The organism is Haematobacter sp. (assembly GCF_032102465.1).
Classification (GTDB): Bacteria; Pseudomonadota; Alphaproteobacteria; order Rhodobacterales; family Rhodobacteraceae; genus Haematobacter.
This window is the reverse complement of sequence record NZ_DAMDHB010000007.1, coordinates 14,254-39,754: the sequence shown is the minus strand read 5'-3', so window position 1 is coordinate 39,754 and position 25,501 is coordinate 14,254. Positions and strand designations below refer to the sequence as shown.

The window sequence follows — 25,501 nt, the reverse complement described above, 5'->3', positions numbered from 1 at the left end:
TCGGGGGAAGGGCGTGACGCAACACACCGGCCTGGCTCTGCGGGGCTACCTTGCCGCCTCCGCGCTCATGGCCCCGCTGGCGCGGCGTCATCTGAAGAAGCGCCTCGCCCGCGGCAAGGAGGATCCGGCCCGCTGGCGCGAGAAGCTGGGAGAGGCCAGCGTGCCCCGCCCCGAGGGGGTTCTGGTCTGGATGCACGCCGTGGGCGTGGGGGAGCTTCTGGCGCTGCCGGGGCTGGTCAACCGCATCCGTGCGCTCCGGCCCGATGTGACGGTGCTGCTCACCTCCTCCTCCCGCACATCGGCGGAGGCGATCGCGAAGAACCTGCCTGCCGGTGCGATCCATCAGTATCTGCCTCTGGATGCCCTTCCTTTCGTGCGCGCCTTTCTGGATCACTGGCGGCCCGACCTCTCCGTCTGGGCGGAGCGCGATGTCTGGCCTGCATTCATCCGGGAGATCGCGCGGCGGGATATTCCGCTGGCCATCGTCAACGGCAAGATGAGCGCGGCCTCCTTTCGGCAGAAGGCCCGGGCGCGGGCGTTGTTCGCCGATCTCTACACCCGCTTCGCCTTCATCGGTGCGCAGGAGGAGGAGAGCGCCCGCCACTTCGCCGCCTTCGGCGGGGAGCCGTCGCGCATCCATGTCACCGGCTCGCTGAAATCGGCGGCGCCCCCGCTCGCAGATCAGCCGGAAAGCCGCCATGCGGTGGAGAACGACCTTGGCGGTCGCCGCCTCTGGCTCGCGGCCTCCACCCATCCGGGCGATGAAGGAGCGGTGATCGAAGCACACCAGAGGCTCCTGCGGCGCGACCCCGGTGCAGTGCTGGTCGTCGCGCCCCGCGCGCCTGATCGCGCGCCGGAGGTGGTCGCGACCTGCCGCGCTGCCGGTCTGGCGGTGGAGCTGCTTCCGCCCGACAACCGTCTGCCCGCCCGGGCGGAGGTCTATGTCGTGCAGCGGATCGGCCAGCTCGGCCTGTGGTATCGGGTGGCCGATACGGCCTTCGTCGGCGGTTCCATCGCCGCGGTCGGCGGCCACAATCCCTATGAGGCGGCACGGCTGGATTGCGCCATCCTGCACGGACCGAACGTGTGGAACTTCGAGGAGGATTACGATGCCTTCGACCGGGCGGGGGCCGCGCGGCTGACCCTTCACGCCGAGGCGATGACGGAGGCGCTTTCCGATCCCGCAACGCTCGCCATGCGCCCCCGCGCGGCTGCGCTGGCCGAACGGGGAGAGGCGCAGCTTGACCGCACGGCCCGGCACCTCATCGCGATGATGGGGGCACCATGACCCTGCGCCAGCGTCTCGCCCTTCGCCTCTACCGGGCGCTGTGGTATCCGGCCCTGCCGTTCGTGCGGGCCTATTTCCGGCGGCGCGGGCGAAGGGATCCGGCCTATCTCGACCATATGGAGGAGCGTTTCGGGCAGGGCGAGCCATTTGCGGCCACCGTCTGGGTCCATGCGGTGTCGCTCGGCGAACTCCGCTCCGCCGTGCCGTTGATCCGTGCCTTCCTTGACCGCGGGGAAAGGGTGCTCATCACCCATCTGACCCCGGCAGGCCGGCGCGGCAGCGAAGCCGCCTTTGCCCCGGAGATCGCTGCGGGCGATGTCGCCGTGCGCTATCTGCCGCTGGAGCTTGCGGGGGCATGGCGGCATTTCTTCCGCAACGCCCGCCCGCGCCTCGGCCTCGCGATGGAGATCGAGATCTGGCCCGTGATGATCGACGAGGCCCGTCTGGCAGGCGTGCCGCTCTGGCTCGCCAACAGCCAGATACCGGAGCGGAGCTTTGCGCGCGCCCGCCGCTGGTTGCCGTGGATCGGCCATCCAGTCCGGGACGTGGCCGGGGTTCTCGCCAAATCGCGGATCATGGCGGAGCGGTTCCGAGCACTCGGCGCGCCCAATGTGCATGTCGTGGGGGAGCTGCGCTTCGATCAGCCCATTCCCGCGCGCCTGACAGGGGCTGCCGCCCGGCTTCTCGACGGGCCAACCGGCATGGTGCTTCGCGGTCGGCATGTCGTGGCGCTGGCCAGCGTGGTGGAGGGCGAGGACGACCTGTATCTCGACGCCTATCGTCTCGTGCAGGAGCGGTTCCGGGCGGCGGGGCGGGTGCCGCCGCTCTTCATCCATATCCCCCGCGCGCCGGAGCGGTTTGCGCAGGTGGGCGACATGCTGGAGGCATCCGGCCAGCGCGTCCTGCGGCGCTCCCGCGCCTTCGATGCGGATCTTGCCCTCACCGATCCGGGAGTGGCAGAGGCCGATATCCTGCTCGGTGATTCACTGGGAGAGATGTATTTCTACCTCGCCCTGTCCGAGCTGGCGGTCGTGGGCGGGGGCTTCGTGGAGAAGGGGGCGCATAACGTGATCGAACCGCTCGCCCTGCGCAAGCCGGTGCTCGTCGGGCCGCATGTCTGGACGATCGAATATCCGGGCCGGGAGGCGGAGGCCGCGGGTGTGTTGCGCATCTGCCCGACGATCCCCGATCTCGCGCAGGTCATGGGCGATCTGCTGCTGGATCCCAACGCGCTCGCCGCCATATCCCGCCGGACGGAGAGCTTCTTTGCCGACCACAGCGGCGCGACGGCGCGCAGCATGGCCATCCTCGAACCGCTGCTGGACACCACGCCATGACAGACCTGCCGCTTATCGCCATCGTGCCCGTCCGGGGCGGGTCCAAGGGGCTGCCGGGCAAGAACGTCCGGCCGCTCGGGGGGGTGCCGCTCTACCGCCGCGCGGTGGATCAGGGTCTTGCAGCGGGCGCGCAGGAAGTCATCGTCTCCACCGACATTCCCGAGATTCTGGCGGCTCCACAGCCCCGAACACGGCTGATCGCCCGGCCCGAGGCGCTTGCGGGCGATGGCGTGCCAATGGATCCGGTGTTGCTTCACGCGCTGCGCGACGCGGGGCCTGCCCTTGTGGTGCTGCTGCAGGCCACCTCACCGCTCCGGCAGGTGGAGGACATCAGACGCGGCGTGGATGTCTGGCGGCAGGGCGGGTTCGACCTCGTCATGTCGGTGACGGAGGCGCCCTCGACCGTCCTGAAATACGGTCTTGCCGAGGGTGATCGTTTCGTGCCTGTCGCCCGGCCGGAATACTGCTTCATGAACCGTCAGCAGCTTCCGCTGGTCTGGCGGCCCAATGGCGCGGTCTATGTCTTCTCCGCCGAATGGTTCCGGCAGAACGGCGGCCTGGCGACGGATCGGATCGGCATGGTGCCGATGCCGGCCGAGCGGTCGATGGATATCGACACGCTCGCCGATTTTGAACGTGCCGAGGCCGCGCTCAGCCGCTCAGAGCGATGAGACGAGGTGCCCGCCGTCCACCGGAATCGCGGCGCCGGTAACATAGGCTCCCGCGTCGGAGGCCAGTAACAGCAACGGCCCGTCGAGATCCTCCATGCGGCCCAGCCTGCGCTGGGGTATCCGTTTGACCAATGCCTCTCCGGGGGGGGAGGCGAAGAAGTCGCGATTCATTTCCGTTTCAAAATATCCCGGGCAAAGCGCGTTCACCCGGATGCCGTAGCGCGCCCATTCGAGCGCGAGCGCCGAGGAGAGCTGCACCACCCCCGCCTTGGACGCGGCGTAGGAGGCGACTGCCCCCGCAACCCGGACCCCCAGAATCGAGGCCACGTTGATGATGGATCCGCCCTGTTTCGCCTGCCGCATCCGCCGCGCCGCCGCCTGCGCCACGAGGAATACGCCACGCAGATTGGTATCGACGACACGGTCCCAATCCTCGGCGGTGATGTCCAGCGCGGGGCCGGGCATGCTGATACCGGCGTTATTCACCACGATCTGCGGTGCGAGGGCGAGGCCGGTGAAGCACTCCGTAATGGCGTCCGGTTCGGTAACGTCGAGGGAGACGGCCTCAGCCTTGCCGCCCGCAGCCGCGATACGCTCGCACAGCGCCTCCAACGCTGCCGCGCGCCGGGCCGCGACGATGACATGCGCCCCCGCACCTGCAAGAAGCTCGGCGAAATGGGCGCCCAGCCCGCCCGACGCGCCGGTGATCAGCGCGGTTTTGCCCTTCAGATCCTCGAACATCCTCATCCCTTTCGCGGTTCTCCCTCCATCATTGCGATTGTCGGACGATTTTTCCAGCCCTGACCGTAGAACACCTACATGTAACTGCGTACCAGCGCGCCGGAGATCAGGGTCCAGCCATCCGCGACCACGAAGAAGGCCAGCTTGAATGGCAATGCAACGATCGCGGGCGGAACCATCATCATCCCCATCGACATGAGCACCGCCGAAACGACGAGGTCGATGATCAGGAACGGCAGAAAGATGACGAAGCCGATCTGGAAGGCGCGGGCGATCTCGCTCAGCAGAAAGCTCGGCACGAGCAGGGGCAGCGGCGCTTCCATTGCGGGGGGAGGCGGCAGCCCCGGAGCGCGGAGCGTCGCCAGTTCCGCCAGGGTGGAGGGGTTCACGCGATGGGCCATGAAGCCCTGAAACGGCCCGATGATATGGGGAAGCGCTGCCTCCACCGTCGTTTCTCCGCGGGAGAGGGGGCCGATCCCGGTTTCCCACGCTTCCGTCAGCACGGGGTCCATGACGAACCAGCTCAGGAAAAGCGCCAGCGTCACCATGAGCATGTTCGGCGGTGCCTGCTGCAGGCCGATGGCCTGCCGAAGGATGGAAAGCACCGTGACGATGAAGGGAAAGCAGGTCACTGTGACCGCCAGGCCGGGCACCAGGCCCAGAAGCGTTATCACCGCGATGAGTTGCACCGCCCGCCCGGCGAGCGAGGCTCCATCCGCCGGGATCAGGCCGTCCTGTGCGAAGGCTGCCCCCGCGAACAGGGCGAAACCCGCGGTCCAGATGAGCAGCGCCGGATCAGGCGCCCCCCGCCACATCGATGACCTCCGTCAGCTTGACGGCGAGTTGGCCGGCCTGGTCGCCCTCAAGCTCCTGAAGCTCGCCGCGCGCGATCAGCCGCTCACCTACGTAAAGCTCCACGAGATCGTCCACGCGCCGGTCCAGCGGCAGGACGGTATCCTGCTGGAGGCGGAGCAGGTCGCGCACCAGCGGGCGCGCCTTGCCGACCGAGACGGTGATCTCGATGGGGATCTGTCCAAACAGGCGCTGCTCGGGAAAGGCCTTGTCATCCATGGGCGCGAAGCTCCGGTCTTTGGGGGTAATGATTGCGGATTTCCTCGGTCAGCCTGCGGGTGAGGCCGTCGAGATCGAAGAGCGTCTCCGCCGCGGAGCGCAGGACGCACTGGCCGGGCAGGAGGGTGTCGTCGGCGACGATCTGGAAGGGCAGGTCGTCATGGTCCAGAAGCCGCTCCTGAAGCGCTGCGACATCCTCGGGGCAGACGGCAAGGGCCACCGGCTTCCGGGTTGCCTGTCGGGCGATCGGTGCGAAATGTTCGAGGATTAGGTCCGCAAGCACGGACCGCGCCACGGCGGGCAGGACTTTCGCGACCAGCGCATCCAGCACCGGAGAGAGTGCGTTGAGAGCGTGGTCCCGCGCCTCCTGCCAGGTGAGGGACAGATCCTGAAGCCGTGCGTCCAGATCCGTGCGGAGCCGCGCGCGCTCCGCAACCTCTGCCGCCACGGCTTCCTCCCATCCCGCGGCGAAACCCTCGTCATAGGCGAGGGCGCGCGCCTTCGAAGCGTCCTCCTCGGCCAGCTGCGGGTATGTGGCGAAGTTCTCCAATGTGAGGGCGAGGGGTTTCATACGCGCTCCTTGCGGTCTTCAAGCCAGCCTCTAAGGATTTCCACCGTTTCGTCCTGACGCTCCGCGATGAGTCGGCGCAGGCGGTGAACGGGCTCCTCGGGTTCTGAAATATCTGTGGGGGCAGGGAGGCCCGGACCAGCCAGCGTCTCTCCCGCCGCGAGTATCCTGACGGGGCGGCTGTCGTCCAGCTCGCGACTGGTCTTTCTGGTGCCGGTGAGGATTGGTCGGATGACGAACAGCCCGATGAGCAGGGCAAAGAGGCCAAGGAGCGCGGGTTTCACCAGCGTCGTGGCATCGAAACCTGAGAACATTCCCGTCTCGGCCGTCATCTCTGGCGTATCGACCGGCTGAAACGGCATGGATTTCAGGGTGATCACATCGCCTCTTGCCTCGTCATATCCGACTGTGGAGGCGACGAGATCGCGGAGCGCCGCGATCTCCGCCTCGGGCAAGGGTTGCCATGTCGTCGTGCCGTCGGTCCCCGCCACCTGCATTCCGTCCACCAGCACCGCGACCGTCAGCCGGCGCAGCGCGCCCGGTGCCCGCTCCACCGCACGTTCGGTCTGGGAAAAGTCGAAATTTGTCCGCTCTCGCGACCGGCTGTCCTGATTGCGTGAACTGCCGCCTTCCGACTGCGCCTCGCCATCGGGCAGGTTGCTGGCCACGCCCACCGGCGCGCCGGGGCTTTCGGAAGAGCTGGCCGTCGTTTCTTCCGCATCGTGGCTGACCGCGATGCGGGAGGCCGGATCGATCCGCCGTTCGGTGATGGTCTCACGCTCATTGGCGATGTCGAGGCTGACTTCCGCAACGGCCCGGCCCGGGCCCAGACGGGCTTCCAGAAGCCTGAGGATGTTGTGACGCAAGGCCTCTGTCCGCTCCGCCATCGGACCCGCTCCGGGAGGCTCTACGCCGGAGAGGACCAACCCGCGCTGACTGTCGATGACTGAAACCGCTTCGGGGAGCATCCCCGGCACGGCGGAGGAGACCAGAAACCGCATCGCCCGCGCCTGATCGCCGCCGAGCGGCATGCCGGAGGTCGTGACCGTGACGGAGGCCGTGGGCGGCATATCCTGCCGGAAGGGTTGGGCGCGCGCGGTGGCGATATGCACACGCGCCGCCCGGATGCCGTTGCTTGACAGAATGGTCCGGGCCAGCTCCCCCTCCCGCGCGCGCCAGTAGGCCGCGTCGAACATCTGCGACGTCGTCCCGAAGCCGGAGAGCGAATCGAGTATCTCATAGCCCCCGCTGCTGTTCGCCGGCATCCCCTCTGCGGCGAGAGCCATGCGGAGCTGGTCGCGCGCCTGTTCGGGCACAAAGATCGCGTCACCCCGCACGTCATGGACGATCCCGCGCTGGGCCAGCGCATTCACCACCTGTCCCGCCGCCGCCGGTTCCAGCCCGGAATACAGCAGGGTCATTCGCGGACTGGCCACCCCGCGTGCCATCAGGAGTATCGCCGCGAACATGGCGAGCGTGGCTGCCGCCACGGCCACACGACGCGCCAGTGTCAGCCCATTCCAGATGGCCACGATCTGCTGCACGACGATTCTCCCTGATCCGGTCTGCGTGACTCTGGTTTTGCATTCGCAGCCTTAAGAAAGCGTTAGTCGGCTTGCGCTATGACGATGTGGTGCAGATTCGGAGGCAACATGTCGGACGTGGCCGATCGTGGGACGGAAGATGCGCCCCGAAAGGGGGGCAAACGCGGGCTGATTCTCGCCGGGGTGCTGGCGCTGGCATTGGCAGGCGGGGGGTTCATGGCCGCCCGGACGGGGTTGATACCGGCGTTTTCCCCGAAGACGCCGGAGAGCGGTCTGGGCGATATCGCCTATGTGACCATTCCGCCGCTCGTCCTGTCTCTCGGGCCGGGAATGGCGGGCCGCCACCTGCGATTCGCCGCCGATCTGGAGGTGAGACGCGCGGATGCGCGGGAGGTTACGCTGGTGATGCCCCGGATTCGCGACGTGCTGAACGGCTATCTCCGCGCAGTGGAGCCGGAGCGGCTGGAGCAGCCCGCCATGCTGATGACGCTGCGAGCCCAGATGCTGCGCCGCGTTCAGATCGTCGCGGGTGAAGGTCGCGTGCGCGACCTGCTCGTTTCGGAATTTGTCATAAACTGAGGAGACGGGCATGGATTTCATCGCCGATCTGCTATTGGCGACGGGCGCTTTCGGCGCGGGTCTCTATTGCTTCGTGCTCTCCCGCCGTCTGAAGCGCTTTTCTCAACTGGAAGGCGGAATGGGGGGGGCGGTCGCCCTGCTGTCCACGCAGGTCGATGACCTGACGAAAGCCGTCGCGCTGGCGCGGGAGACGGCGGGAGCGTCGGAGCGTTCGCTGGAGGAGGTGACGGGTCGTGCAGAGGCGGCAACCCGGCGACTGGAGGTCGTTCTGGCCGCGATGCACGATCTGCCCGCTCCCAGGCCGCAGCGACGCCGGCTTCGCCTTCGCCAGCGCAGGGACGATATCCTTATGGCCGCGGAATGAGACGCCCCGGCCCGCTCTCCCTGGTCACAGTGATGTTCCTCGCCTCCGCGGCGATCCGCCTTGCGGGGTGGGGCGGAAGCGCACTCGCGCTTGAGGCGTCACCCGCGCTGGTCGAAACATCCTGCACCTCGCTACCGGGTGCGGCAGAACTTCTGGCAAATCTCCGCGATCGCGAGGCCCGCGTGGTGGAGACGGAACGCGCACTCACTGCCCGCAAGGAGGCGCTCGACCGTGCCGAGATGGACGTTCGCCAGCAACTCGCCCGGCTCGCGGCCGCAGAAGATAGTCTTGATGCCCGAATCGCAGCCTCCCGCCAGGCGAGCGAGGCGGACCTTGCCCGTTTGACTGCTGTCTACGAGGCAATGAAGCCCAAGGAGGCGGCACTGCTTTTCGAAGAAATGGAACCCGATTTCGCCGCCGGATTCCTCGCACGCATGCGTCCGGAGGCGGCCGCCTCCCTCATGGCGGGCCTCAACCCCCGCACGGCCTATTCTTTCAGCGTCCTGCTTGCGGGCCGTAATGCGCTTGCGCCGGTTGAGTGACGTCGCAAGCGAATATTAACCCGCGTCCTCTATTCTGGGGATCACGCTGGAATGGAGGCTTCAGGAATGCTCGGCATCATCGGGATCGCTGTGATCTTCGTCATGGTCTTTGGCGGCTACATCCTCGCAGGCGGCAAGATGTCGATCATCCTTCATTCGCTCCCCTATGAGATGGCGATGATCCTTGGCGCGGCCGTGGGCGCCTTCCTGCTGTCAAGCGACATGGCGCTGGTGAAGGCAACGGTTCGCGATATCGCGCGCGCCTTCAAAGGCCCGAAATGGCGCCAGACCGACTATCAGGATCTTCTTTGCCTGCTGTTCGAACTGGTGCGCCTTGGGCGTCAGAATCCGGTGGCGCTGGAAGAGCATGTGGAGGCGCCGGAAAGCTCCTCCATCTTCGCGCGGTATCCGCGGATCGTCGCCGATCATGAGGCGGTGGATCTGATCTGCGACACGCTCCGCTCTGCCGCCATGAATTATGATGACCCCCATCAGGTGGAGGAGATTCTGGAAAAGCGGATGGAGGTAAGTCTCCATCATGCGCTTCACACCAGCCATGCACTCCAGACGATGGCCGATGGGCTGCCCGCGCTCGGCATCGTCGCGGCCGTGCTGGGCGTCATCAAGACGATGGCCTCCATCGACCAGCCGCCGGAAGTCCTGGGCAAGCTGATCGGGGGCGCGCTTGTCGGCACATTCCTTGGTGTATTCCTCGCCTACGGAATCGTCGGTCCCCTCGCCGCGAGGCTGAAGGCGGTGACGGAGGAGGATGCGCAGTTCCATCGCCTGATCCGGGAAGTTCTGGTCGCCAACCTCCACAACCACGCGGCCAACATATGTGTCGAAGTCGGGCGACAGAACGCGCCGCATGCGGTTCGTCCGTCCTTTGCCATGCTGGAGGGTGCGTTGCGCGAACTGAAGCCGGAGGTCGCCTGATGCGCCTGCTGCTTGCCGCCCTGCTTTTGCTGCCGTGCCTTGCCTCGGCCCAGTCGATCCGTGTGCGCTCGGGCGAGCATGAGACATTCAGCAGGATTGTCATTGCTCTCCCAAAACCTTCCGCATGGTCGCTCACGCGGGCTGGAGAGGGGTATCGGCTCGACATGGCGGCGAAGCCTCAGCTCGACATCAGCCGCGTGTTCGAGCTCATTCCGCGCCGGAGGATCGCCGATATCCGCAAGACGCCCGAGGGGCTTCGCCTGTCTCTCGGCTGCGAGTGCCATGCTGTCGCGACGGAGATGCGACCGGGGCTCATCGTGCTCGACGTGACGGACGGCCCCCCGCCGGAAATTCCGGTGGCCGCCGTCATGCCCCGTCTTCCGCTTCCCCTCCGACCTCCGTCCCCGCTGCCTCTGCCGCTCGCGCCAGATCAGCCGCTGGCCAAAATGCGTTCGCTGATCGGCGCAGAGCTGACGAGGGCGGTGGACCAGGGGTTGGTAGAACTTGAAGGAGCGCCCATCACATCCGAAACCCCGGTGACCAACAACGACGCCCCGGGCCTTGCCGTCATTACCGCGTTCGACAGGGATGTTCGTGACGATGGGCCCGCTGCTCCGGGGCTGTCCGCATGTCCGGCTCCTGAACTCCTTGACCCCACGGCCTGGATGAAGGCCGAGCCCCTTGCCGAGACGTTGGGAAAGCTGCGTGCGGAACTGGTTGGGGAATTCGACCGGCCCGGCATAGAGGCCGTGAACACTCTCGTACGATATTACCTCGCCATGGGCTTCGGACACGAGGCGCTGGCGGAAATGCAGCTCAACCCCGATCTCATCAGGGACCGCGAGTGGCTTTTGCCGCTAGCCGCGCTCGTCGATGGCGAGATCCCCCGGGACATCGGGCCGCTTGCGGCAATGGCGGTCTGCGACGGCTGGACGCCGCTTTGGGCGCTCCTTGCCGACCCCCGCCTTGGGGCGGGTCGCGAGGTGAACAGGGGCGCTGTCCTGCGCAGCTTTTCACGGCTTGCCCCGTTTCAACGCGACCTGCTCGGCCCCCGGCTGGTTGAGCGGTTCCTCGCGCGCGATGACGATGAGTCCGCGCTCTCGGTGCGTTCCGTCATGGCTCGTGCCGATGAGGGACCTTCGGTCGCAATCGCGGACGGGCTGATTGCCCGTGAGGAGAGGGAGCCTCCCGGCCTCGCGCCGACCTCCCGGACCTCGGGAGTGCTTGGGGCGGAAGCGCTAGCGCTGCTTATTGAAGGCCGCGTCGCGCGCGGTGAGCCGGTGGAACATGAGCGCGCCGTTCAGGCCGCTGCCCTCGCGATGGAGATGCGCGGGGCGCAACTGGGAGACAGATTGGCGCGTGCGGAAGTCCTTGCACTCGCTTCCACGGGCGATTTCGACGCGGCCTATGGCGCGTTCGACCGCTTGCCCGCCTCGCTCCGGCGTGAGACCGGGGAGACGCTGGCAACACTTCTTCTGCGGATCGCCGATGACGTGACTTTCCTCCGTTTCGCACTCGGTTCCCGGCTGACCGCGCCTGATCTGCCAATTTCGGTGCAGGCGGGCGTGGAGGAGCGGGTAACCGCGCTTGGTTTCGGCAGGAGCGAGACAGTGTCGGGCAGGGCAGAGACCCCGGTCACGGCTGCTGTGCAAGCAGGAACCTCTCGGGCAGGAACTTCTGCGGCCCAACCCTCCCTGAGTCTTGCGGGAGCTGGAGCGCTTCTGGAAGAAAGCAGGGCTTTCCGCCGGGATCTCGTTCTGATCTTGAATGATCCGGCAAACGGGTCATGAAAGTGACATGCGAAGAGCATAGAGGATGCGGATTGCCGGACCTCCGGCGCCATGATCAAGAATATGACAGACCATACGCGATACGCCATTTACTGGACGTCCCCTCCCGGCCCTCTCACCGATTTTGCGGCGGCTTGGCTGGGATGGAATCCCTGGACATCCGTGGAAACCCCACCCACCACCCCCTGGTTCGGCCAGCCGCTCGGATTGGCGCAGATCACGGAGGAGCCGCGGCGTTATGGCTTCCACGCCACACTGAAAGCCCCCTTTCGTCTGGCTGAAGGGCGCGATCGCGTAGGGCTGGAGGCTGCACTTCAAAGCTTTGCGGAAGATCAGGCAGCCGTCAGACTGGATGGTCTGGCTTTTAGCCTGCTGTCAGGATTTGTCGCGCTCCGGCCAAAGGGAGATGCGGCGGAGCTGAACAGATTTGCGATGAGGGTCGTGGAGTTCTTCGATGATTTCAGGGCCCCGTTGACCGAGGCGGAAATCGCGCGCCGCAGGCCGGAAACACTCTCGCCGCCGCAGCGCCAGAAGCTCCTTGACTGGGGCTATCCCTATGTCGGCGATGACTTCCGGTTTCATCTCACGCTCACCGGCAGAGTGTCGCAGGACGTCGGCGTGGAGGTGATCGAGAAGCTCGAACCACATCTTGCGCCGCTTCTGCCGGAGCCGCTGATCATTGATCGCATCTATCTCTTCGGCCAAAGGCCGGATGGAAAATTTGAAGTTCTCAAGGAGTGCCCACTAACAATGCGCTCTCCCCTGGTTTGAGAACACCTCATCTTCGACATGTTCTGTCTCGGGAAGCACGGGGATGGAGGGATTTATTTCTTCGCCCGCTGTCTTCGGCCGGCGAAAGGTCGGTTATGTCCGACGCAGTGGCTTTGAATCGCGTTGAAAGCCCTCTGGATTGGTCAGCGGGAGGTGGTGCACCAAAGCCCGGTTCCAGCCTTCGTTGTCCACGCACCGGTCTCGGTTCAGCCAAGCGTGTAGCCTGACCACGGGATCTGAGGGCCTCCCAGACTCAGGTGACGGGCCCGATCTGCGGGGTGCCCGGCATGAAGGCGAACCTCATATCACCTCACGCGCAAAAAAAGCCTCCGCCCTCTTCGGGATGTCAGGCTGCGCCCGATTCCGGGTGACCTTTTTCTTCATGGCGCAATCTTGGCCAGGTTGGCCCACATCTGACCGTTCCAGGGAAAGACGGCGGCAGGGCTAGGCTCCATTCTCGCATCCATCGCCCGAAATACGCTCTCGGCGATACCAAGGTCACGCGCGACCTGCGTCATCGCAACGCTCCGGTCTGTTACCTGCCTCACCGCGTCCCGGCTGAGCTTCCGCCTCACCATGTCCGCTCTCGAGGTTCTCGGTCACGACCTATCTTCGTGCTGCCGAAACCGGCAGTCGGCCAGTGCGGGGCGCCGGTTTCACAAGAAAAGGGCCTGCTTTCGGTGCTGTGCCTTATGCGTAAATCCGCTCAGAAAAGGGCAGCGATTAGGATCGGGCTACCCCATAACCCGGCGCGGCACCCGGTCCAGCTCGTGAAGAAACTGCTCGACGGCAACCTCCAGCGCCCCGCCATTGTCAATCGTGCTGACAGCGAGGTTTCGCGGGAGAGGCGCGGTATCGCGGACAAGGCGTTGCGCGATTTCCCCTGCGGTTTCCCGCCCGCGCTGGGCAAGGCGGTGGGCGAGCACTTCCGGCGGGGCGGTGATCTGAAGAATTCGCAGTGCGGGAAAGACCTCAACGGCCCTTTCCACCATCGCGCGGGAGGCGTTGAACAGCACGTCTCGCCCGGAGATTATTTCCGACCACGGAATACCATAGGACAGGCCGTGCGCCTGCCAGTGCAGGGCGAAATCGCCTGCTGCCAGCCGCTTCTGGAATAGCGCTTCGCTCACGCCCTCGAAGTCTTCCCCGCCGGCTTCGGTGGGCCGCGTGATGACGCGGCGGACGCGGTGGATCTCTGGCCTGTGCGCGAGCGCCGCGGCGATCACCGTGTCCTTGCCGGCGCCCGATGGGCCGACCACCGCGAAGATCGCTGTCCTCATCTTATCCTCCTGACCCCTTCGCGGCCGTTCGCCGGCGAGGGGTGTCAAACGGTTACGGCGCACTCGCGGCATTCTGCAATAATTATTTCGTGAATATTTGACGACATTTCAAAGACATACAAATATCTGCAGAGCCGTGGAATTTTTTCCGCGAGGTCTTTGTATTTCATCTTGCCGTCATAGTCTGCAGCTATTCATAATTCATTCGAATGACTCGGAGGCTCACATGGGGCGCGAGAACTGGCAGATGATCCGGGACAGGATTTCGGAGGAGATCGCCTCGGGCAGCTTTTCGCCCGGCGACAGGCTGCCGACAGAGCCCGAACTGTGCCAGCTTTTCGGCGCGGGCCGGCATTCGATCCGCCGCGCTGTCGCCGCCCTTGCGGTGGAGGGCAAGCTGCGCGTGGAGCAGGGGCGGGGAACTTTCGTGGAATCGGCCCCGCTCATCAACTATCACATCGGCCGCAGGACCCGCTTCCGTCAGAACCTTCAGGAGCAGGGTCTGGCGCCGGGGGGCGATCAGATTTCGGCGGAAATCGTGCCTGCGCCCGCCCGGATCGCCCGTGCGCTGGCGCTGGAGGAGGGTGCCGCCGTTCACCGGCTGCTGAACCGGGGGTTGGCCGATGACGTGCCGATCAGCCTCGGCCTCTCCTGGTGCTGCGCCGCGCGGTTTCCTGATTTCGCAGAGCGCCGCGCGGCGGGGCAGGCCGTCAGCGACATCTATGCCGCTCATGGCGTGACCGACTATTTCCGGCGCTCCACCACCATCTTCGCCCGCCGGGCGGAGGAGGAGGAAGCGCGCCTGCTTGCCCAGCATCCGTTGCTGCCCGTCCTTGTCGTGCAGAAGACCGACGTGGACGAGGCAGGCCAACCGATCGGCCATTCCGAAGCCGTCTGGTCGGCGGAGCGGGTGCAGTTCACCTTCGACACCGATCCGCCGGGCGCGGAACGGCCTGACGACAGCCGGTTCTGACCGGCAACAGAAAGAGGACAAGATGTTCGACCAGAACAGCCTCCCCCCCGCGGGGGGAGACGATCATGCGCGCCTGCTCGCCACACTGGCGCGGGCCGATGCCGCGGCGCTGAAGGCGCTGGCGGAGGGGCTGCTTCCCCGGCTGGGGGAGGTAGAAGTGCTGGCGAGCCGCACCGGCCTCGTCATGCTGCCGATGCGCGACACGGTGAAGGGGACGGATTTCCACCTGGGCGAGGTTCTGGTGGCGGAAGCCCATCTGCGCCTCACCTCCGGGACCGAGGGCTACGGCATGGTGATCGGCCGCGATCTGGAGCGGGCGATGGCGATGGCGCTGACGGATGCCGCATATGCCGAAGACGTCGGCCGGCCGGAGATCGAGCGTTTCGTGACAGCTGAGGCCGCGCGTCAGGCCGCCGGGGACCGTGACACCCTCCGCGCCGTTGAAGCGACTCGGGTCGAAATGGAGACGTTCTGATGGCTGCTCCCCTGCCGAATATCGACGAAACCCGTGACAATGCCACGTTCGAGGCGCTGATGTGGGCTCTGTCCCGCCCGGGCGTGGAGCGGCGGCTGCCGGAGCCGGGACTCGCCCCGGTGGCGCAGGCGCTCGTGGATCTGGAGGTCACGGCCTTCACGGATGACGAGGGGCTTCAGCGCCTCATCGACCGCACGGGCGCGCGGCCTGCCCGTCTGAACACTGCCGATTACCTGTTTCTTGCCAGCGGCGCGGAGGCGGCGTTCCGGCAGGCTCGGACCGGCTCCGCGATCCACCCTGAAGCGGGGGCGACGCTGGTCGTCGCCGCGCCGCTGGAGGGCGGGCCCCGTCTGCGGCTTGCCGGTCCGGGGATCGACGGTTCCGTCACCATTGCCCCGGCTCTGCCCCCGGAGCTTTGGGACATACGTGCCGAACGCGTGGCCTACCCGCTCGGCTTCGACCTGTTCCTCGTGGACGGAGACCGGATCACCGGTCTGCCCCGCTCCACCCGCATCGAGGTGCTCTGATGGCTTATGTTGCAACGCGCGGGGGAGAACGCGCCATCGCGCAGGCGGAGCGGCTTTACCGGGAGGGACTTGGCACCATCGATCAGAGCCGTGTGGCCGCTGTTGCCGCGGCGCTGCCCTGGCTCGTGGACCGGGTGATGGGCGAGGCCTCGCTCTATGAGCCGGAACTGGCCGCGCTCGCGCTCTCCCAGACGGGCGGCGATCTTTACGAGACGGTGCTTCTGCTCCGCGCGTGGCGCACGACCCAGCCCCGGCTGATGGTGGCGGAGCCGGTGATACAGGAGGCGCTGTTCACGCACCGCCGCATTTCCGCGGCCTTCAAGGACATTCCGGGCGGTCAGATCCTCGGCCCGACGCTGGATTACGCCCACCGGCTTCTGGCGACGGGTGTTCTGGAAGGCGCGCCGCTGGTGCCGGAGCCGGTGGAGCGCGCGGCGATGCCTGCTCCGGCATTTCAGCCCTCGCTTGCCGCCTGGCAAAAGGCCGAGGGCCTCGTGGCCGACCCGCCGCGCGAAAATGTGGCGCCGGAAAACATTCCAGATCTCACGCGGGAGCCGCTCCTTTTCCCGGCAAAACGCGCGCATACGCTCCAAAGCCTTGCAAGAGCTGACACTGGCGGCGTTCTGGCACTGGGCTATTCGGCCATGCGGGGCTACGGCAATGCTCACCCGACGGTGAATGAGCTGCGGCTGGCGGAGGCGGAACTGCGCGTGCGCCATCCGCGCGGAACGGTATTCGCGGCAGGACGTGTCAGGGTCTCGCAGGCGGAGGTCGCGGCAAAGGACACGTCCAGCCAGATCCGGCTGGGTTTCTCCGCCACGCTGGGCTGGAACGAGGTGAAGGTGATCTCGGCCGCGACGCTCGACCTGAACGCGCCGGGCGCGGCAAAGGGATCGCCGACGGAGGAGGAGTTCTTCCTTTACCACACCGAGCCGGTGGAAGCCTCCGGCTTCTGCATCCACTTCAAGCTGCCGCACTACGTGACCTTCCAGTCCTCGCTCGACGCAATGCGGGACGCACGGGCGCTGAAGGCGGCGACTGTCCCTGAAGCCGATCCGCAGGCCAGCCCGGCCGAGGAGAAAATCGAGGAGCCGACCCCATGACCGCCCTGAGCGACCTTACCCGCCCTTGGGAGGCGATGAGCTACGGCTTCCTCGACGCCTCCGCCAAGCGCGAGATGCGCCGCGCCATGCTGAAGGCCATCGCCGTGCCCGGCTGCCAGATCCCCTATGCGAGCCGCGAAGTGCCGATGGCGCGCGGCTGGGGCACGGGCGGCCTTCAGGTGACGCTGACGCTCGTGAACCCTGCCTCCGTGGTGAAGGTGATCGATCAGGGCGCGGATGACAGCGTGAATGCCGTTTCCATCCGCCAGTTCGTCGCCCGCGTGGCGGGTGCGCAGGGTACGGAGGACACGGCGGAGGCCACGATCCTGCAATCCCGCCACCGCATCCCGGAGGAGGTGATGCGCGAGGATCAGGTGCTCGTCCTCCAGGTGCCGAACCCGGAGCCGCTCCGCCCGGTGGAGCCGAACATCTCCGTGGCGCGGCAGATGCACGCCGATGCCGATTACGGGCGTCTCTGGCTGGTGCTCTATGAGCAGATCGTGCGGTCCGGGCGGATCATGCAGGGTGCCTCATACCCGGCGCTGGTCAACGGGCGGCACGTGATGACGCCGTCGCCCATCCCGCGCTGGGACGTGCCGAAGCTCAACATGGCGCAGCATCTGACGCTGCTGTCGGCGGGGCGGGAAAAGCGCATCTTCGCCGTGCCGCCGTTTACGCCGGTGGAGCCGCTGGCGTTTTCCGACGTGCCCTACCGGGTGGAGGATCACGCCGGGCTCACCTGCGGGCGCACGGGCGTCAAAGCCTTCTTCATGAACGAAATTCCGCAGGCCGACGGCGGCTCGATCCATGAGCTGTCGGACTCGGGCTATGCCGTCAAACACATCCGGGCGGCGGAGGGCGAGGGCGTCGCCCCCGGAGAAACATGGTATGTGAACGGGGTGATGAAATGACCCGGATTGCTGAAGGAACGCGCCGCGCCGCGCCGCGCCTGATGACGACGCCGCCGATCATGACGATGACCGGCATTTCCCGCCGCTTCGGCAGGGTGACGGCGCTCGACGATGTAGATGTGACGGTCTATCCCGGCGAGGTTCTGGGCATCGTCGGCGAGAGCGGGTCGGGAAAATCCACGCTGCTCCGCATGATGAACCTTGAGGACACGCCCGACACCGGTGACTACAGGCTGGCGATTCCGGGGGCGGAGGGCAACCTCTTCGACCTCGACCGTTATGCGCGGCGGATGCTCTGCGCGCGCCATGTGGGGATCGTCTATCAGAACCCGCATCTGGGGCTTCTGATGCGCAACTCCTCCTCCGGCAATGTCGCCGAGCGGCTGCTGATCGCGGGGGAGCGTCGCTTCGCCACGCTGCGCGAAAAGGCGAAGGAGGCGCTGGCGGCGTCCGAATTTCCGCTGGAGCGGATGGATGCGCGGCCGATCGAACTGTCGGGCGGGATGCAGCAACGGGTTCAGCTCGCCAAGGCCATCGCTCTGGAACCCGCGCTGCTGCTGCTGGACGAACCCACCACCGGGCTTGATGTATCGGTGCAGGCGCTGGTGCTGGACACGCTGAAACGGCTGCAACGCGACCGGTCGATCACCATGGTGCTGGTCAGCCACGATCTGGGCGTCATCCGCACCATGGCGGACCGGGTGATGGTGATGCGCCGGGGACGCGTGGTCGAGCAGGGACTTGCCGACCAGATCTTTCAGGACCCGCAGCATGACTACACCCAGTCCCTTGTTCATGCCAAACTGTGAGGTGACCATGATGCACCGCTCCCTCCCCGTGCTCGAAGTCGAAGGGCTCGCCAAGCATTTCGACATGCACCATCTCCACCAGCGCCTCCCGGCATTCGAGGGGGTGAGCTTCCGTCTGCATCCCGGTCAGTTCCTGCTGCTCAGCGGGCACAACGGCGCGGGCAAGTCCACGCTGCTGCGGACGCTCTACCGGACCTATCTGCCGAAGGGCGGCCATATCTGGCTCAACACTGCGGAGGGGAGGATCGACCTTGCCACTGCGGCGGATGTCGATGTGGCGCTGCTCCGGCGGCGGGAGATCGGGTTCGTCACCCAGTTTCTCATCGCCCGCCCCCGTGTCGCGGCGGAGGATATCGTGGCCGAACCGCTGCGCCTTGCCGGGCGCCCCGCTGCCGAGGCGCTGGAAGCCGCGCGCGCGGCCCTTGCGGAGTTCGGGGTGAAGCGCGAGCTTTGGGCTGCCTATCCCTCCACCTTCTCGGGCGGGGAGCAGCAGAAGGTGAACCTCGCCCGCGCACTCATCCTGCCGCAGCGGCTCCTGATGCTCGACGAGCCGACGGCCTCGCTCGACGCGGGCGCGCGGGGGGCGCTGGTGCGCCGGTTGCGGCAACTGAAAACCGAAGGCGTCGCGATGATCGGCGTCTTTCACCATCCCGGCGATGTGGCCGGGCTGATCGACGCAGAACTCGACCTGTCCACGAAGGAGTTGGAACATGTGGCTCAGTGATTTCCGGGTCATCCTGCCGGATGACGTGCTGGAGAGCGGCTCCGTCCGTGTGGAAGACGGCCGGATTGCCGATATCGTGGAAGGCCCTGTCGCGGGCGCGGCGGTTGCGGGCGACGGGCTTCTGCTCATGCCGGGCTTCATCGACATGCATGGCGACATGATCGAGCGGGAGGTGGAGCCGCGCCCCTCCGTCCACATGCCGCTGGAGCTGGGTATCCGCGATCTGGACAGGAAGCTGGCCGGCTCGGGCTTCACCACCGCCTATGCCGCGCTGTCCTTCAGCCCTGCCTCCACCTATGGGCACCTCAGGAGCTATGACCACACGACGGAGGTCATCCGGGCGCTTCGCCGGATGCGGGGCGATCTGCTCATCGAGCATCGGGTTCATGCCCGGTTCGAGATCACCTTTCCCAAGGCGCTCGACGTGGTGCATGAACTGATCTCCGAGGGGAGCGTGGAGCTTATCTCCCTCACCGATCATACGCCGGGGCAGGGCCAGTACCGCGACATCGAGCGCGTGGTGGAGCGGACCATGGCGGAAAAGGGACTCTCGGCGGAGGAAGCCGCCGCTGCCGTGGCCGAACGCATCGCCGAACGCACACGCCCGGAGGAGGAACTGGCCGCGACGCTCTCCCGCATCTCCACTGCCTGTCACGCGAATGGCGTGGCGCTGGCCAGCCATGATGACGATACCGTGGCGAAGGTCGGCATCATGGCCGCGCTTGGCGTCTGCATCAGCGAATTCCCGGTGACGGAGGAAGCGGCGGTGGAGGCGCGCAGTCGCGGCCTGGCCACGGTGATGGGTGCGCCGAACGCGCTGCGCGGCCAGAGCTATTCGGGCAACCTCTCGGCCCGCGCGGCGCATGCGGCGGGTCTGCTGGATATCCTCGCCTCCGACTATCACCCCTCCGCGATGCTGCCCGCCGTTCTGGAGCTGGCCAAGAGCGATCCGAACGGGCTGGCGGGTGCCGCTCGACTGTCCGCCGGAAACGTGGCGGATGCGCTGGGGCTGAAGGATCGCGGGGCCATCGCCGTCGGCCGCCGTGCCGACCTGATCGCCGCGACGGACGAGGGTCTGGGCCATGTCGTCGCCACGTTGCGCGGCGGGCGGATGGTGTATTCCAACGGTCGGCTGGACAGCGGGGCCTTCCGCGCGGCGCGGCCGGTCAGGGCGGTCGCGGCGGCGTCCTGACGGTCAGGGCGCGGTGGCGGCGAGATAGGCAGCGCAGCCCGTGAGGGCTGCGAAGTCGTCCTCGATCACCGACAGGCCGAAGTCGGCCATGAAGGGGCCGAAGCGCCCCTTCTCCCGGAAGGCGTCCGACAGGCCGAAGGGGTCGAACCACGGCAGGAAGGCGCGCGCCACCCCGCCGATCAGGTAGATCCCGCCAAAGGGCAAGTGGATCAGCGCCAGATCACCGGCGACGGCGCCAAGCAGGCTAACGAAGATCCGCCCTGCCTCCACCGCGCGCGGCTCGCCTGCTTCCAGTGCGGCCATGATGGCGGCGGTATCGCGGGCCGGCGCGCCATGGCCGAGCCAGGCGTCGATCCGGGCCACGCCGCGCCCGGAGAGGATGTCCTCCACCCCGACGAAGCCATGCACGCCCTCCAGCGCGCGCACGAGGGACAGCGCCTTTTCCGTGCGGACCGGCAGGGTGACATGGCCCGCCTCCGACGGCAGGACGACCCGTCCCGCGGCGGTTTCGTGCACGGCGGCGGCGTTGAAACCGGTGCCGACCCCGATCACCAGCCGAGTGGCACCCGGCCCTGCGTTGCTCCCGGCAAAGACCGGGGTGATCTCCCCCTCGGGTATCGCGTCGAGCGCATAGCCCTGCGCCACGAGATCGTTCAGCACCGCCGCCCGGGCTGCTCCCGTCGCGTCGCGGAGCAGGTCGGGATCGGCGGACCAGTCGAGATTGGTCAGCCGCCCGACATGATCCCGCACCGGCCCGGCAATGGCCGCGCAGGCGCTGTCGCAACGCTGCAGGCCCATGTCCGCGCCGAACTGGCGCAACACCTCCGCCAGCGAGCCATGCCGGGTATTGGCGAAGCGGCGGATGGTGGCCGCATCGACCCTGCCGCCCCGGGCGATGGCGACACGGGTATTCGTGCCGCCCACATCGGCAACCACATCGATCCGTTCGGGTGTCTGCATGTCCGGCCTCCGCTCGGTTTTCCCCTGTTTGCACCGGGTGGGCGCGCGGTTCCAGCCCGTCGGACCAAAAGCCGCGCGGAAACGGAGCGGGATCAGGCGGTCAGGGCGCGGAAATGCAGATAGGCGGCCGCGCTCCAGGAGAAGCCCTGTCCGCCCAAGCCCTCTCCCGTCCCGGGGTGAAAATATTCGACGAAACCCGCGGTTTCCATCGCCCGGCTGACGGAACTGCGGAGCGTCCGGGCCAGGTCCGGCACCCCGTTCCGGTCAAGCCCGGCGGCGAGCAGCCAGTCGATGATGGGCCAGACGGGCCCCCGCCAGTAGCGGCGCGGCTCATAGGCCGGGCTGTCGGCGGGCGTCGTGGGGAAGGCCACGCGGAGCCCCTGCATCCACTGCCGCATCTCTGCCACCGCCGCATCACGGATGTCGGCGGGCAGATCAAGTGCGAGGAGCGGGATGAACCCCGCCTGCGTGGGCGTGGCCACATCGGTTCCGGCGATCAGGTCACGGATGAGAAAGCGGCGATGCTCCGGCGACCAGCGGGACAGAAGCGCCGCGCGGGAGCGGGCTGTCATCGCGCGAAGCTCCTCCCCCGCGTCCGGCAGGGCCAGCGCCTCTGCTACCTTCAGCAGATCCTCCCCCGCTTTCAGCAGTATCGCGGTCGTCTGCACGCAGCCCATGCGGAAGGGTGCCGCCGCCCACTGCCGCGCCGGTTCCCAGCCGCACTCCGCGTAGGTGTCCACAAGGTGGATGAACCGCTGGTAATCCTCATCCCGCGGCCGCATGGCGGGGTCCACATGGCCGGTGTCCTTGCGACGCACCGGTTCCCGCGTGGTCGTGGGCACGCGGGAGAGTGCCTCATCCCATGCGGGCGAATTGTCCGATCCGCTCTCCCATGGGTGGAGCAATGCCACGAGGCCCGTCCCCTCCGGGTCGCGGGCCGAATACCACCAGCGATGCCAGCGGAGCGCCGCCTCGAACAGCGGGCGGATGCGGGCCTCCGGGGCGCCCTGCTCCTGCAGCACGCGGACCGCCATGCCGAAAACCGGCGGCTGGGTGATGCCGGACGTGGCCACGGCATTCCCGGTGCGCCAGACCTCGGGTCCGGGGTAGTAGCTGTCGCTTGGCTGGTGGAACACGATCTGCGGGATCATGCCATCCGGCCACTGCCCCTCCGCGAGGCGTTCCAGCTCGCGGCAGCCCCGGTCAACGTCATAGGTTGCGAACCCCATGGCGACAAAGGCGGAATCCCAGTTCCACTGGAAGGGATAGAGCCGATCGGTCGGCAGGGTATATCCGCCCCTGTCGTTGCGGGCGAGGACGGCCTTGGCGGCGGCGATGTGATCGGGTGTCATGGGAATGTCCGGTCAGGCTGAAAGGCTGCGTCCGCTCTCGGGCGAGAGCCAGACAAGGCGGGCGGTGTCCGGGGCAAGGGCGATCTCCTCCCCCGGTCGGATGTTCTCTCCGGGCGGCAGGCTCACGCGGACCGGCTCTCCGGCAATGGTGCCGGTGAGGAGGAGGTGGGAACCCATCGGTTCGGCCACGCGGACGGTCATCGGCAGACCCTCGCCCGCCCTTGCCCGCCGGACGGCTTCTCCGCGCAGGCCGAGCGTCACGGCCGCGCCCGATCCGGGCGGGGCGGCGACACGAAAACCGCCGAGCGCCACCGCACCGCCCTCCACGGGCAGCGTCAGGAAGTTCATGGGCGGATTGCCGATGAAGCCGCCGACGAAGCGCGTCGCGGGCCGGTCGTAAATCTCCACGGGCGAGCCGATCTGCTCCACCACACCGTCGTGCATCACCGCGATCCTGTCGGACAGGCCCATCGCCTCCGTCTGGTCGTGGGTGACATAGAGCGTGGTGGTTCCGGCCTCCGCCAGCACCTGCTTCAGCTCCGTCCGCATCTCCAGCCGCAGCAGCGCGTCGAGGTTGGAGAGCGGCTCGTCCATCAGCAGCACCGCCGGTTCGACGGCAAGCGCCCGCGCCACCGCCACCCGCTGCCGCTGGCCGCCCGAGAGCTTGTTCGGATAGCGGTCCAGATAGGGCTCGATATGCAGCAGCGCCGCAGCCCGGGCGACCTGCGCGGTCACGCGGGCCTCCTCCGCCTTCTGCATCCTGAGACCGAAGGCCACGTTCTCCCGCACGGTCATGTGGGGAAACACCGCATAGTTCTGGAACACCATGGCCAGTCCCCGGTCCTTCGGTTCCAGCCCGCGGACGGAGCGGCCGCCGATGCGGACATCCCCGGAGGTCGCCGTCTCCAGACCCGCGACGATGCGGAGCAGCGTGGTCTTGCCGCAGCCGGAGGGACCGAGGAGGGAGACAAACTCTCCGTCCCGGACGGTGAGAGACACTTCCTTCAGCGCGTCGGTCGCGCCGAAACGCTTCCGTATGCGGTCGATGACGATATCAGCCATGAATGGGTCTTCCGGTCATTTCGACGAAACGCCCCAGATCGCGAACAGGTAACGCCGAACGGCGAAGATGAACGCGACGGAGGGCACGATGAGCAGCAGCCCGCCCGCAAAGCGGTAATGCAGCGGACTTTCCGACAGGACGGTGAGCAGATAGGCGGTGAGCGTCCGGTTGCGGACGGTCAGGACGGAGGCGGCGAACACCTCGTTCCACGAGATGACGAAGGCGAAGACCGCCGTCGCCGCGAATCCGGGCAACGCCAGCGGCACGACGATGCGGAAGAACGCCTTCAGCCGCGAGCAGCCGAAGACCCATGCGGCCTCCTCCAGCTCCCGCGGGACGCCCATGAAGATGCCCTGCGTCACCAGCGCCGCAAAGGGCAGCGCGAGGATGGTGTGGATCAGCCCGACGCCCAGCACGGTGTCATAAAGACCGAGCCGGATGTAGGACACCGTGAGCGGCAGGGCCAGAACCGCCAGCGGGAAGGCGCGGGTCAGCAGCACCATCACCCGGAACAGGTTCTTGCCGCGAAAGTCGTAGCGGGCAAGCGCATAGCCGGCGGGCGCGCCCAGCAGCAGCGACAGCAGCACCGTGATCCCCGCCGCCCAGAGCGAATTAAGCAGGGCCGTGATCAGCCCCTCCGTCTGGAGAAAGACCATGAACGCATCGAGCGAGACATTGGTGGGCAGGATGGTCTTGGGCCATTGATAAACTCCCTGCCTGCCTCCGAAGGCGCCGAGCGCAAGCAGATAGATCGGCACCAGAACCCAGGCGCAGAGCGCGGCGATCCCGGCCCAGAACAGCAGGCGGCGCGCGGCAGGCACGCTGGGAGGGGCGGCGGTCACGGGGGTATTGCTCATGGCAGCCGCTCCGGGTCAACCTTGATGGCTTTCAGGTAAACGAATGTCGCGGCGAGCGAGATCACCATGATCAGCACGGCATAGGCCCCCGCCACCGCGTAGTTCTGGTTGTCATGCTGCCAGACGTAGGTTTCGCCCATCAGCACGGGGAAGTTCCGTCCGCCGAGCGCATAGACGACCGCAAACACCTCGAACGCCAGAACGGTGCGCAGGATGAGCGCGGATTGCAGCGCCGGACGGATGAGCGGCAGGGTGATCTTGGTGAACCGCGTCCAGCGCGACGCGCCGAAGACCGCGGCCGCCTCGCCGAAATCCTTCGGCACCTGGTTCAGCCCGGCGACGATCACGATGAGCACGATGGCGGTGGAGCGCCAGATCTCCGCCGCGACCACGCCGAAGAACAGCGCGACCGGCGTCTGATAGGTGAGCCAGGCCGTCTGCCGCGGGATCACGCCCAGCATGTAGAGCAGGCTGTTGAGATAACCCGAGTTCTGCAGGATGGAGAGCCAGACCAGCCCCGCCGCCAGATCGGATATCGCAAGCGGGATCGTCCAGATCCACAGGATCGTCTCCCGCCCCCGCCCGATCTTGGCCACCATCGTGCCCATGAGCAGCGACAACGCCACCTGCACGGGAACGACGATCGCCGTCAGCAGTAGCGTATTGCGAAGCGCCGGGGCGAAGTTCAGATCTCCCGCCATCCGCCGGACATGGTCGAGCGTCGGCTGCCCGCCGTCGGAGAAGGCCAGCCAGACCGTCTGCACCAGCGGGATGAGGAACAGCACCACCAGAAACACGCTGGCGGGCAGGATGAGCAGATAGGGGGTCCAGCGTCTTTCGGGCATGGTATCCTGCGTGAATAGGGCTTCCCGGGCGACGTTTCAGGTCAGAAGGGACCAGCGACAGTGGCGGGAATGCACACCGGCCGGCGAAGCGGGGGGTCTCGACCGGGAGGTTTCCGGGAAGGGCTTTGCGGGTCTCCGGGTTGCGGGGAGGGAGCTTATACGGAGGCCGGTATGGGGCCTGATGCGGGAGGCCGGGGGCCTGATGCGAGCCCGGGGTCCGGCGGGCGG

28 protein-coding genes are annotated in these 25,501 nt (G+C 67.0%); 17 read left to right on the top strand and 11 right to left on the bottom strand.

What is annotated here, in order from left to right; genetic code table 11:
* Positions 1-13 precede the first annotated feature (13 nt).
* From RT513_RS06785 to RT513_RS06775, 3 genes are read left to right on the top strand one after another with little or no spacing between them, the layout of a single operon-like run.
* Entirely contained in the window at positions 14-1,288 is a 1,275-nt protein-coding gene (locus RT513_RS06785) for a 3-deoxy-D-manno-octulosonic acid transferase (RefSeq protein ID WP_290684456.1), read from the top strand.
* On the top strand, positions 1,285-2,625 hold the full coding sequence (locus tag RT513_RS06780; protein ID WP_290684461.1) for a 3-deoxy-D-manno-octulosonic acid transferase: 1,341 nt from the start codon (positions 1,285-1,287) through the stop codon (positions 2,623-2,625). Before RT513_RS06785 ends, RT513_RS06780 begins: the two co-directional genes overlap by 4 nt.
* Positions 2,622-3,296 (top strand): cytidylyltransferase domain-containing protein, encoded by a 675-nt coding sequence (locus RT513_RS06775; RefSeq protein ID WP_290684463.1) that lies wholly within the window; start codon positions 2,622-2,624, stop codon positions 3,294-3,296. The genes RT513_RS06780 and RT513_RS06775 overlap by 4 nt, the downstream gene beginning before the upstream one ends.
* Here RT513_RS06775 and RT513_RS06770 read toward each other — a convergent pair.
* The 5 genes from RT513_RS06770 to fliF form a co-directional block, all read right to left on the bottom strand.
* Positions 3,285-4,043, bottom strand: a complete 759-nt coding sequence (locus tag RT513_RS06770) for an SDR family NAD(P)-dependent oxidoreductase (RefSeq protein WP_290684468.1) — start codon at positions 4,041-4,043, stop codon at positions 3,285-3,287. The two genes, RT513_RS06775 and RT513_RS06770, sit on opposite strands and share 12 nt — an antisense overlap.
* 68 nt (positions 4,044-4,111) lie before the next feature.
* Entirely contained in the window at positions 4,112-4,852 is a 741-nt protein-coding gene (locus tag RT513_RS06765; RefSeq protein ID WP_088215953.1) for a flagellar type III secretion system pore protein FliP, read from the bottom strand.
* Positions 4,833-5,108 carry a FliM/FliN family flagellar motor switch protein gene (locus RT513_RS06760; protein WP_035743437.1) on the bottom strand — a complete coding sequence of 92 codons (276 nt, stop codon included), beginning with the start codon at positions 5,106-5,108 and terminating at the stop codon, positions 4,833-4,835. The genes RT513_RS06765 and RT513_RS06760 overlap by 20 nt, the downstream gene beginning before the upstream one ends.
* The gene (locus RT513_RS06755; protein WP_290684471.1) at positions 5,101-5,679 is read right to left on the bottom strand and encodes a hypothetical protein; all 579 of its coding nucleotides are present in this window, start codon (positions 5,677-5,679) and stop codon (positions 5,101-5,103) included. Before RT513_RS06755 ends, RT513_RS06760 begins: the two co-directional genes overlap by 8 nt.
* Positions 5,676-7,220 carry a flagellar basal-body MS-ring/collar protein FliF gene (fliF, locus tag RT513_RS06750; RefSeq protein WP_290684472.1) on the bottom strand — a complete coding sequence of 515 codons (1,545 nt, stop codon included), beginning with the start codon at positions 7,218-7,220 and terminating at the stop codon, positions 5,676-5,678. Before fliF ends, RT513_RS06755 begins: the two co-directional genes overlap by 4 nt.
* Before the next feature lie 108 nt (positions 7,221-7,328).
* Here fliF and fliL point away from each other — a divergent pair, with 108 nt between their 5' ends.
* From fliL to RT513_RS06720, 6 genes are all read left to right on the top strand, one after another.
* A complete protein-coding gene (fliL, locus tag RT513_RS06745; protein WP_088215956.1) occupies positions 7,329-7,799 on the top strand; it encodes a flagellar basal body-associated protein FliL in 471 nt (156 codons plus the stop codon).
* 10 nt (positions 7,800-7,809) lie between these two features.
* Entirely contained in the window at positions 7,810-8,163 is a 354-nt protein-coding gene (locus RT513_RS06740) for a hypothetical protein (RefSeq protein ID WP_290684475.1), read from the top strand.
* Positions 8,160-8,705 (top strand): magnesium transporter MgtE N-terminal domain-containing protein, encoded by a 546-nt coding sequence (locus RT513_RS06735; protein WP_313533780.1) that lies wholly within the window; start codon positions 8,160-8,162, stop codon positions 8,703-8,705. Before RT513_RS06740 ends, RT513_RS06735 begins: the two co-directional genes overlap by 4 nt.
* A 66-nt stretch (positions 8,706-8,771) precedes the next feature.
* Positions 8,772-9,641: a flagellar motor stator protein MotA gene (motA, locus tag RT513_RS06730; protein ID WP_088215959.1), complete on the top strand. Its 870-nt coding sequence runs from the start codon at positions 8,772-8,774 to the stop codon at positions 9,639-9,641.
* Positions 9,641-11,431 carry a hypothetical protein gene (locus tag RT513_RS06725; protein WP_290684480.1) on the top strand — a complete coding sequence of 597 codons (1,791 nt, stop codon included), beginning with the start codon at positions 9,641-9,643 and terminating at the stop codon, positions 11,429-11,431. Before motA ends, RT513_RS06725 begins: the two co-directional genes overlap by 1 nt.
* 51 nt (positions 11,432-11,482) lie before the next feature.
* Positions 11,483-12,202: a DUF1045 domain-containing protein gene (locus RT513_RS06720; RefSeq protein WP_290684482.1), complete on the top strand. Its 720-nt coding sequence runs from the start codon at positions 11,483-11,485 to the stop codon at positions 12,200-12,202.
* Between the two features lie 734 nt (positions 12,203-12,936).
* On the opposite strand, the gene phnN is transcribed toward RT513_RS06720, so the two are convergent.
* Entirely contained in the window at positions 12,937-13,482 is a 546-nt protein-coding gene (gene phnN, locus RT513_RS06715; protein ID WP_290684484.1) for a phosphonate metabolism protein/1,5-bisphosphokinase (PRPP-forming) PhnN, read from the bottom strand.
* A 226-nt stretch (positions 13,483-13,708) separates the two neighbouring features.
* Between phnN and phnF the strand changes: the two genes are divergently transcribed.
* Genes phnF through RT513_RS06675 form a run of 8 tightly spaced genes read left to right on the top strand, consistent with a single transcriptional unit; the run spans position 13,709 to position 20,196 of the window.
* Entirely contained in the window at positions 13,709-14,455 is a 747-nt protein-coding gene (gene phnF, locus RT513_RS06710; RefSeq protein WP_088216385.1) for a phosphonate metabolism transcriptional regulator PhnF, read from the top strand.
* 22 nt (positions 14,456-14,477) lie between these two features.
* Entirely contained in the window at positions 14,478-14,930 is a 453-nt protein-coding gene (phnG, locus tag RT513_RS06705) for a phosphonate C-P lyase system protein PhnG (RefSeq protein ID WP_088216384.1), read from the top strand.
* Complete coding sequence (phnH, locus tag RT513_RS06700) at positions 14,930-15,457, top strand: phosphonate C-P lyase system protein PhnH (RefSeq protein WP_290684489.1); 528 nt, start codon at positions 14,930-14,932, stop codon at positions 15,455-15,457. Before phnG ends, phnH begins: the two co-directional genes overlap by 1 nt.
* A complete protein-coding gene (locus tag RT513_RS06695; RefSeq protein ID WP_290684491.1) occupies positions 15,457-16,560 on the top strand; it encodes a carbon-phosphorus lyase complex subunit PhnI in 1,104 nt (367 codons plus the stop codon). The genes phnH and RT513_RS06695 overlap by 1 nt, the downstream gene beginning before the upstream one ends.
* The gene (locus tag RT513_RS06690; RefSeq protein ID WP_290684497.1) at positions 16,557-17,471 is read left to right on the top strand and encodes an alpha-D-ribose 1-methylphosphonate 5-phosphate C-P-lyase PhnJ; all 915 of its coding nucleotides are present in this window, start codon (positions 16,557-16,559) and stop codon (positions 17,469-17,471) included. The genes RT513_RS06695 and RT513_RS06690 overlap by 4 nt, the downstream gene beginning before the upstream one ends.
* Positions 17,468-18,280: an ATP-binding cassette domain-containing protein gene (locus RT513_RS06685; protein ID WP_290684501.1), complete on the top strand. Its 813-nt coding sequence runs from the start codon at positions 17,468-17,470 to the stop codon at positions 18,278-18,280. Before RT513_RS06690 ends, RT513_RS06685 begins: the two co-directional genes overlap by 4 nt.
* Before the next feature lie 10 nt (positions 18,281-18,290).
* The gene (locus tag RT513_RS06680) at positions 18,291-19,004 is read left to right on the top strand and encodes a phosphonate C-P lyase system protein PhnL (protein ID WP_256947374.1); all 714 of its coding nucleotides are present in this window, start codon (positions 18,291-18,293) and stop codon (positions 19,002-19,004) included.
* On the top strand, positions 18,991-20,196 hold the full coding sequence (locus RT513_RS06675) for an alpha-D-ribose 1-methylphosphonate 5-triphosphate diphosphatase (RefSeq protein WP_290684503.1): 1,206 nt from the start codon (positions 18,991-18,993) through the stop codon (positions 20,194-20,196). The genes RT513_RS06680 and RT513_RS06675 overlap by 14 nt, the downstream gene beginning before the upstream one ends.
* A 3-nt stretch (positions 20,197-20,199) precedes the next feature.
* On the opposite strand, the gene RT513_RS06670 is transcribed toward RT513_RS06675, so the two are convergent.
* The 5 genes from RT513_RS06670 to RT513_RS06650 all read right to left on the bottom strand — a co-directional run bounded on the left by RT513_RS06670 (position 20,200) and on the right by RT513_RS06650 (position 25,273).
* Positions 20,200-21,156: a glucokinase gene (locus tag RT513_RS06670; protein ID WP_290684505.1), complete on the bottom strand. Its 957-nt coding sequence runs from the start codon at positions 21,154-21,156 to the stop codon at positions 20,200-20,202.
* Positions 21,157-21,248: 92 nt separating this feature from the next.
* Positions 21,249-22,508 carry an MGH1-like glycoside hydrolase domain-containing protein gene (locus RT513_RS06665; protein WP_290684507.1) on the bottom strand — a complete coding sequence of 420 codons (1,260 nt, stop codon included), beginning with the start codon at positions 22,506-22,508 and terminating at the stop codon, positions 21,249-21,251.
* 12 nt (positions 22,509-22,520) lie between these two features.
* Positions 22,521-23,570, bottom strand: a complete 1,050-nt coding sequence (locus tag RT513_RS06660) for an ABC transporter ATP-binding protein (protein WP_290684509.1) — start codon at positions 23,568-23,570, stop codon at positions 22,521-22,523.
* Positions 23,571-23,585: 15 nt separating this feature from the next.
* The gene (locus RT513_RS06655) at positions 23,586-24,428 is read right to left on the bottom strand and encodes a carbohydrate ABC transporter permease (RefSeq protein WP_290684511.1); all 843 of its coding nucleotides are present in this window, start codon (positions 24,426-24,428) and stop codon (positions 23,586-23,588) included.
* Positions 24,425-25,273 carry a carbohydrate ABC transporter permease gene (locus RT513_RS06650; protein WP_088216374.1) on the bottom strand — a complete coding sequence of 283 codons (849 nt, stop codon included), beginning with the start codon at positions 25,271-25,273 and terminating at the stop codon, positions 24,425-24,427. Before RT513_RS06650 ends, RT513_RS06655 begins: the two co-directional genes overlap by 4 nt.
* Positions 25,274-25,501: the final 228 nt, after the last annotated feature.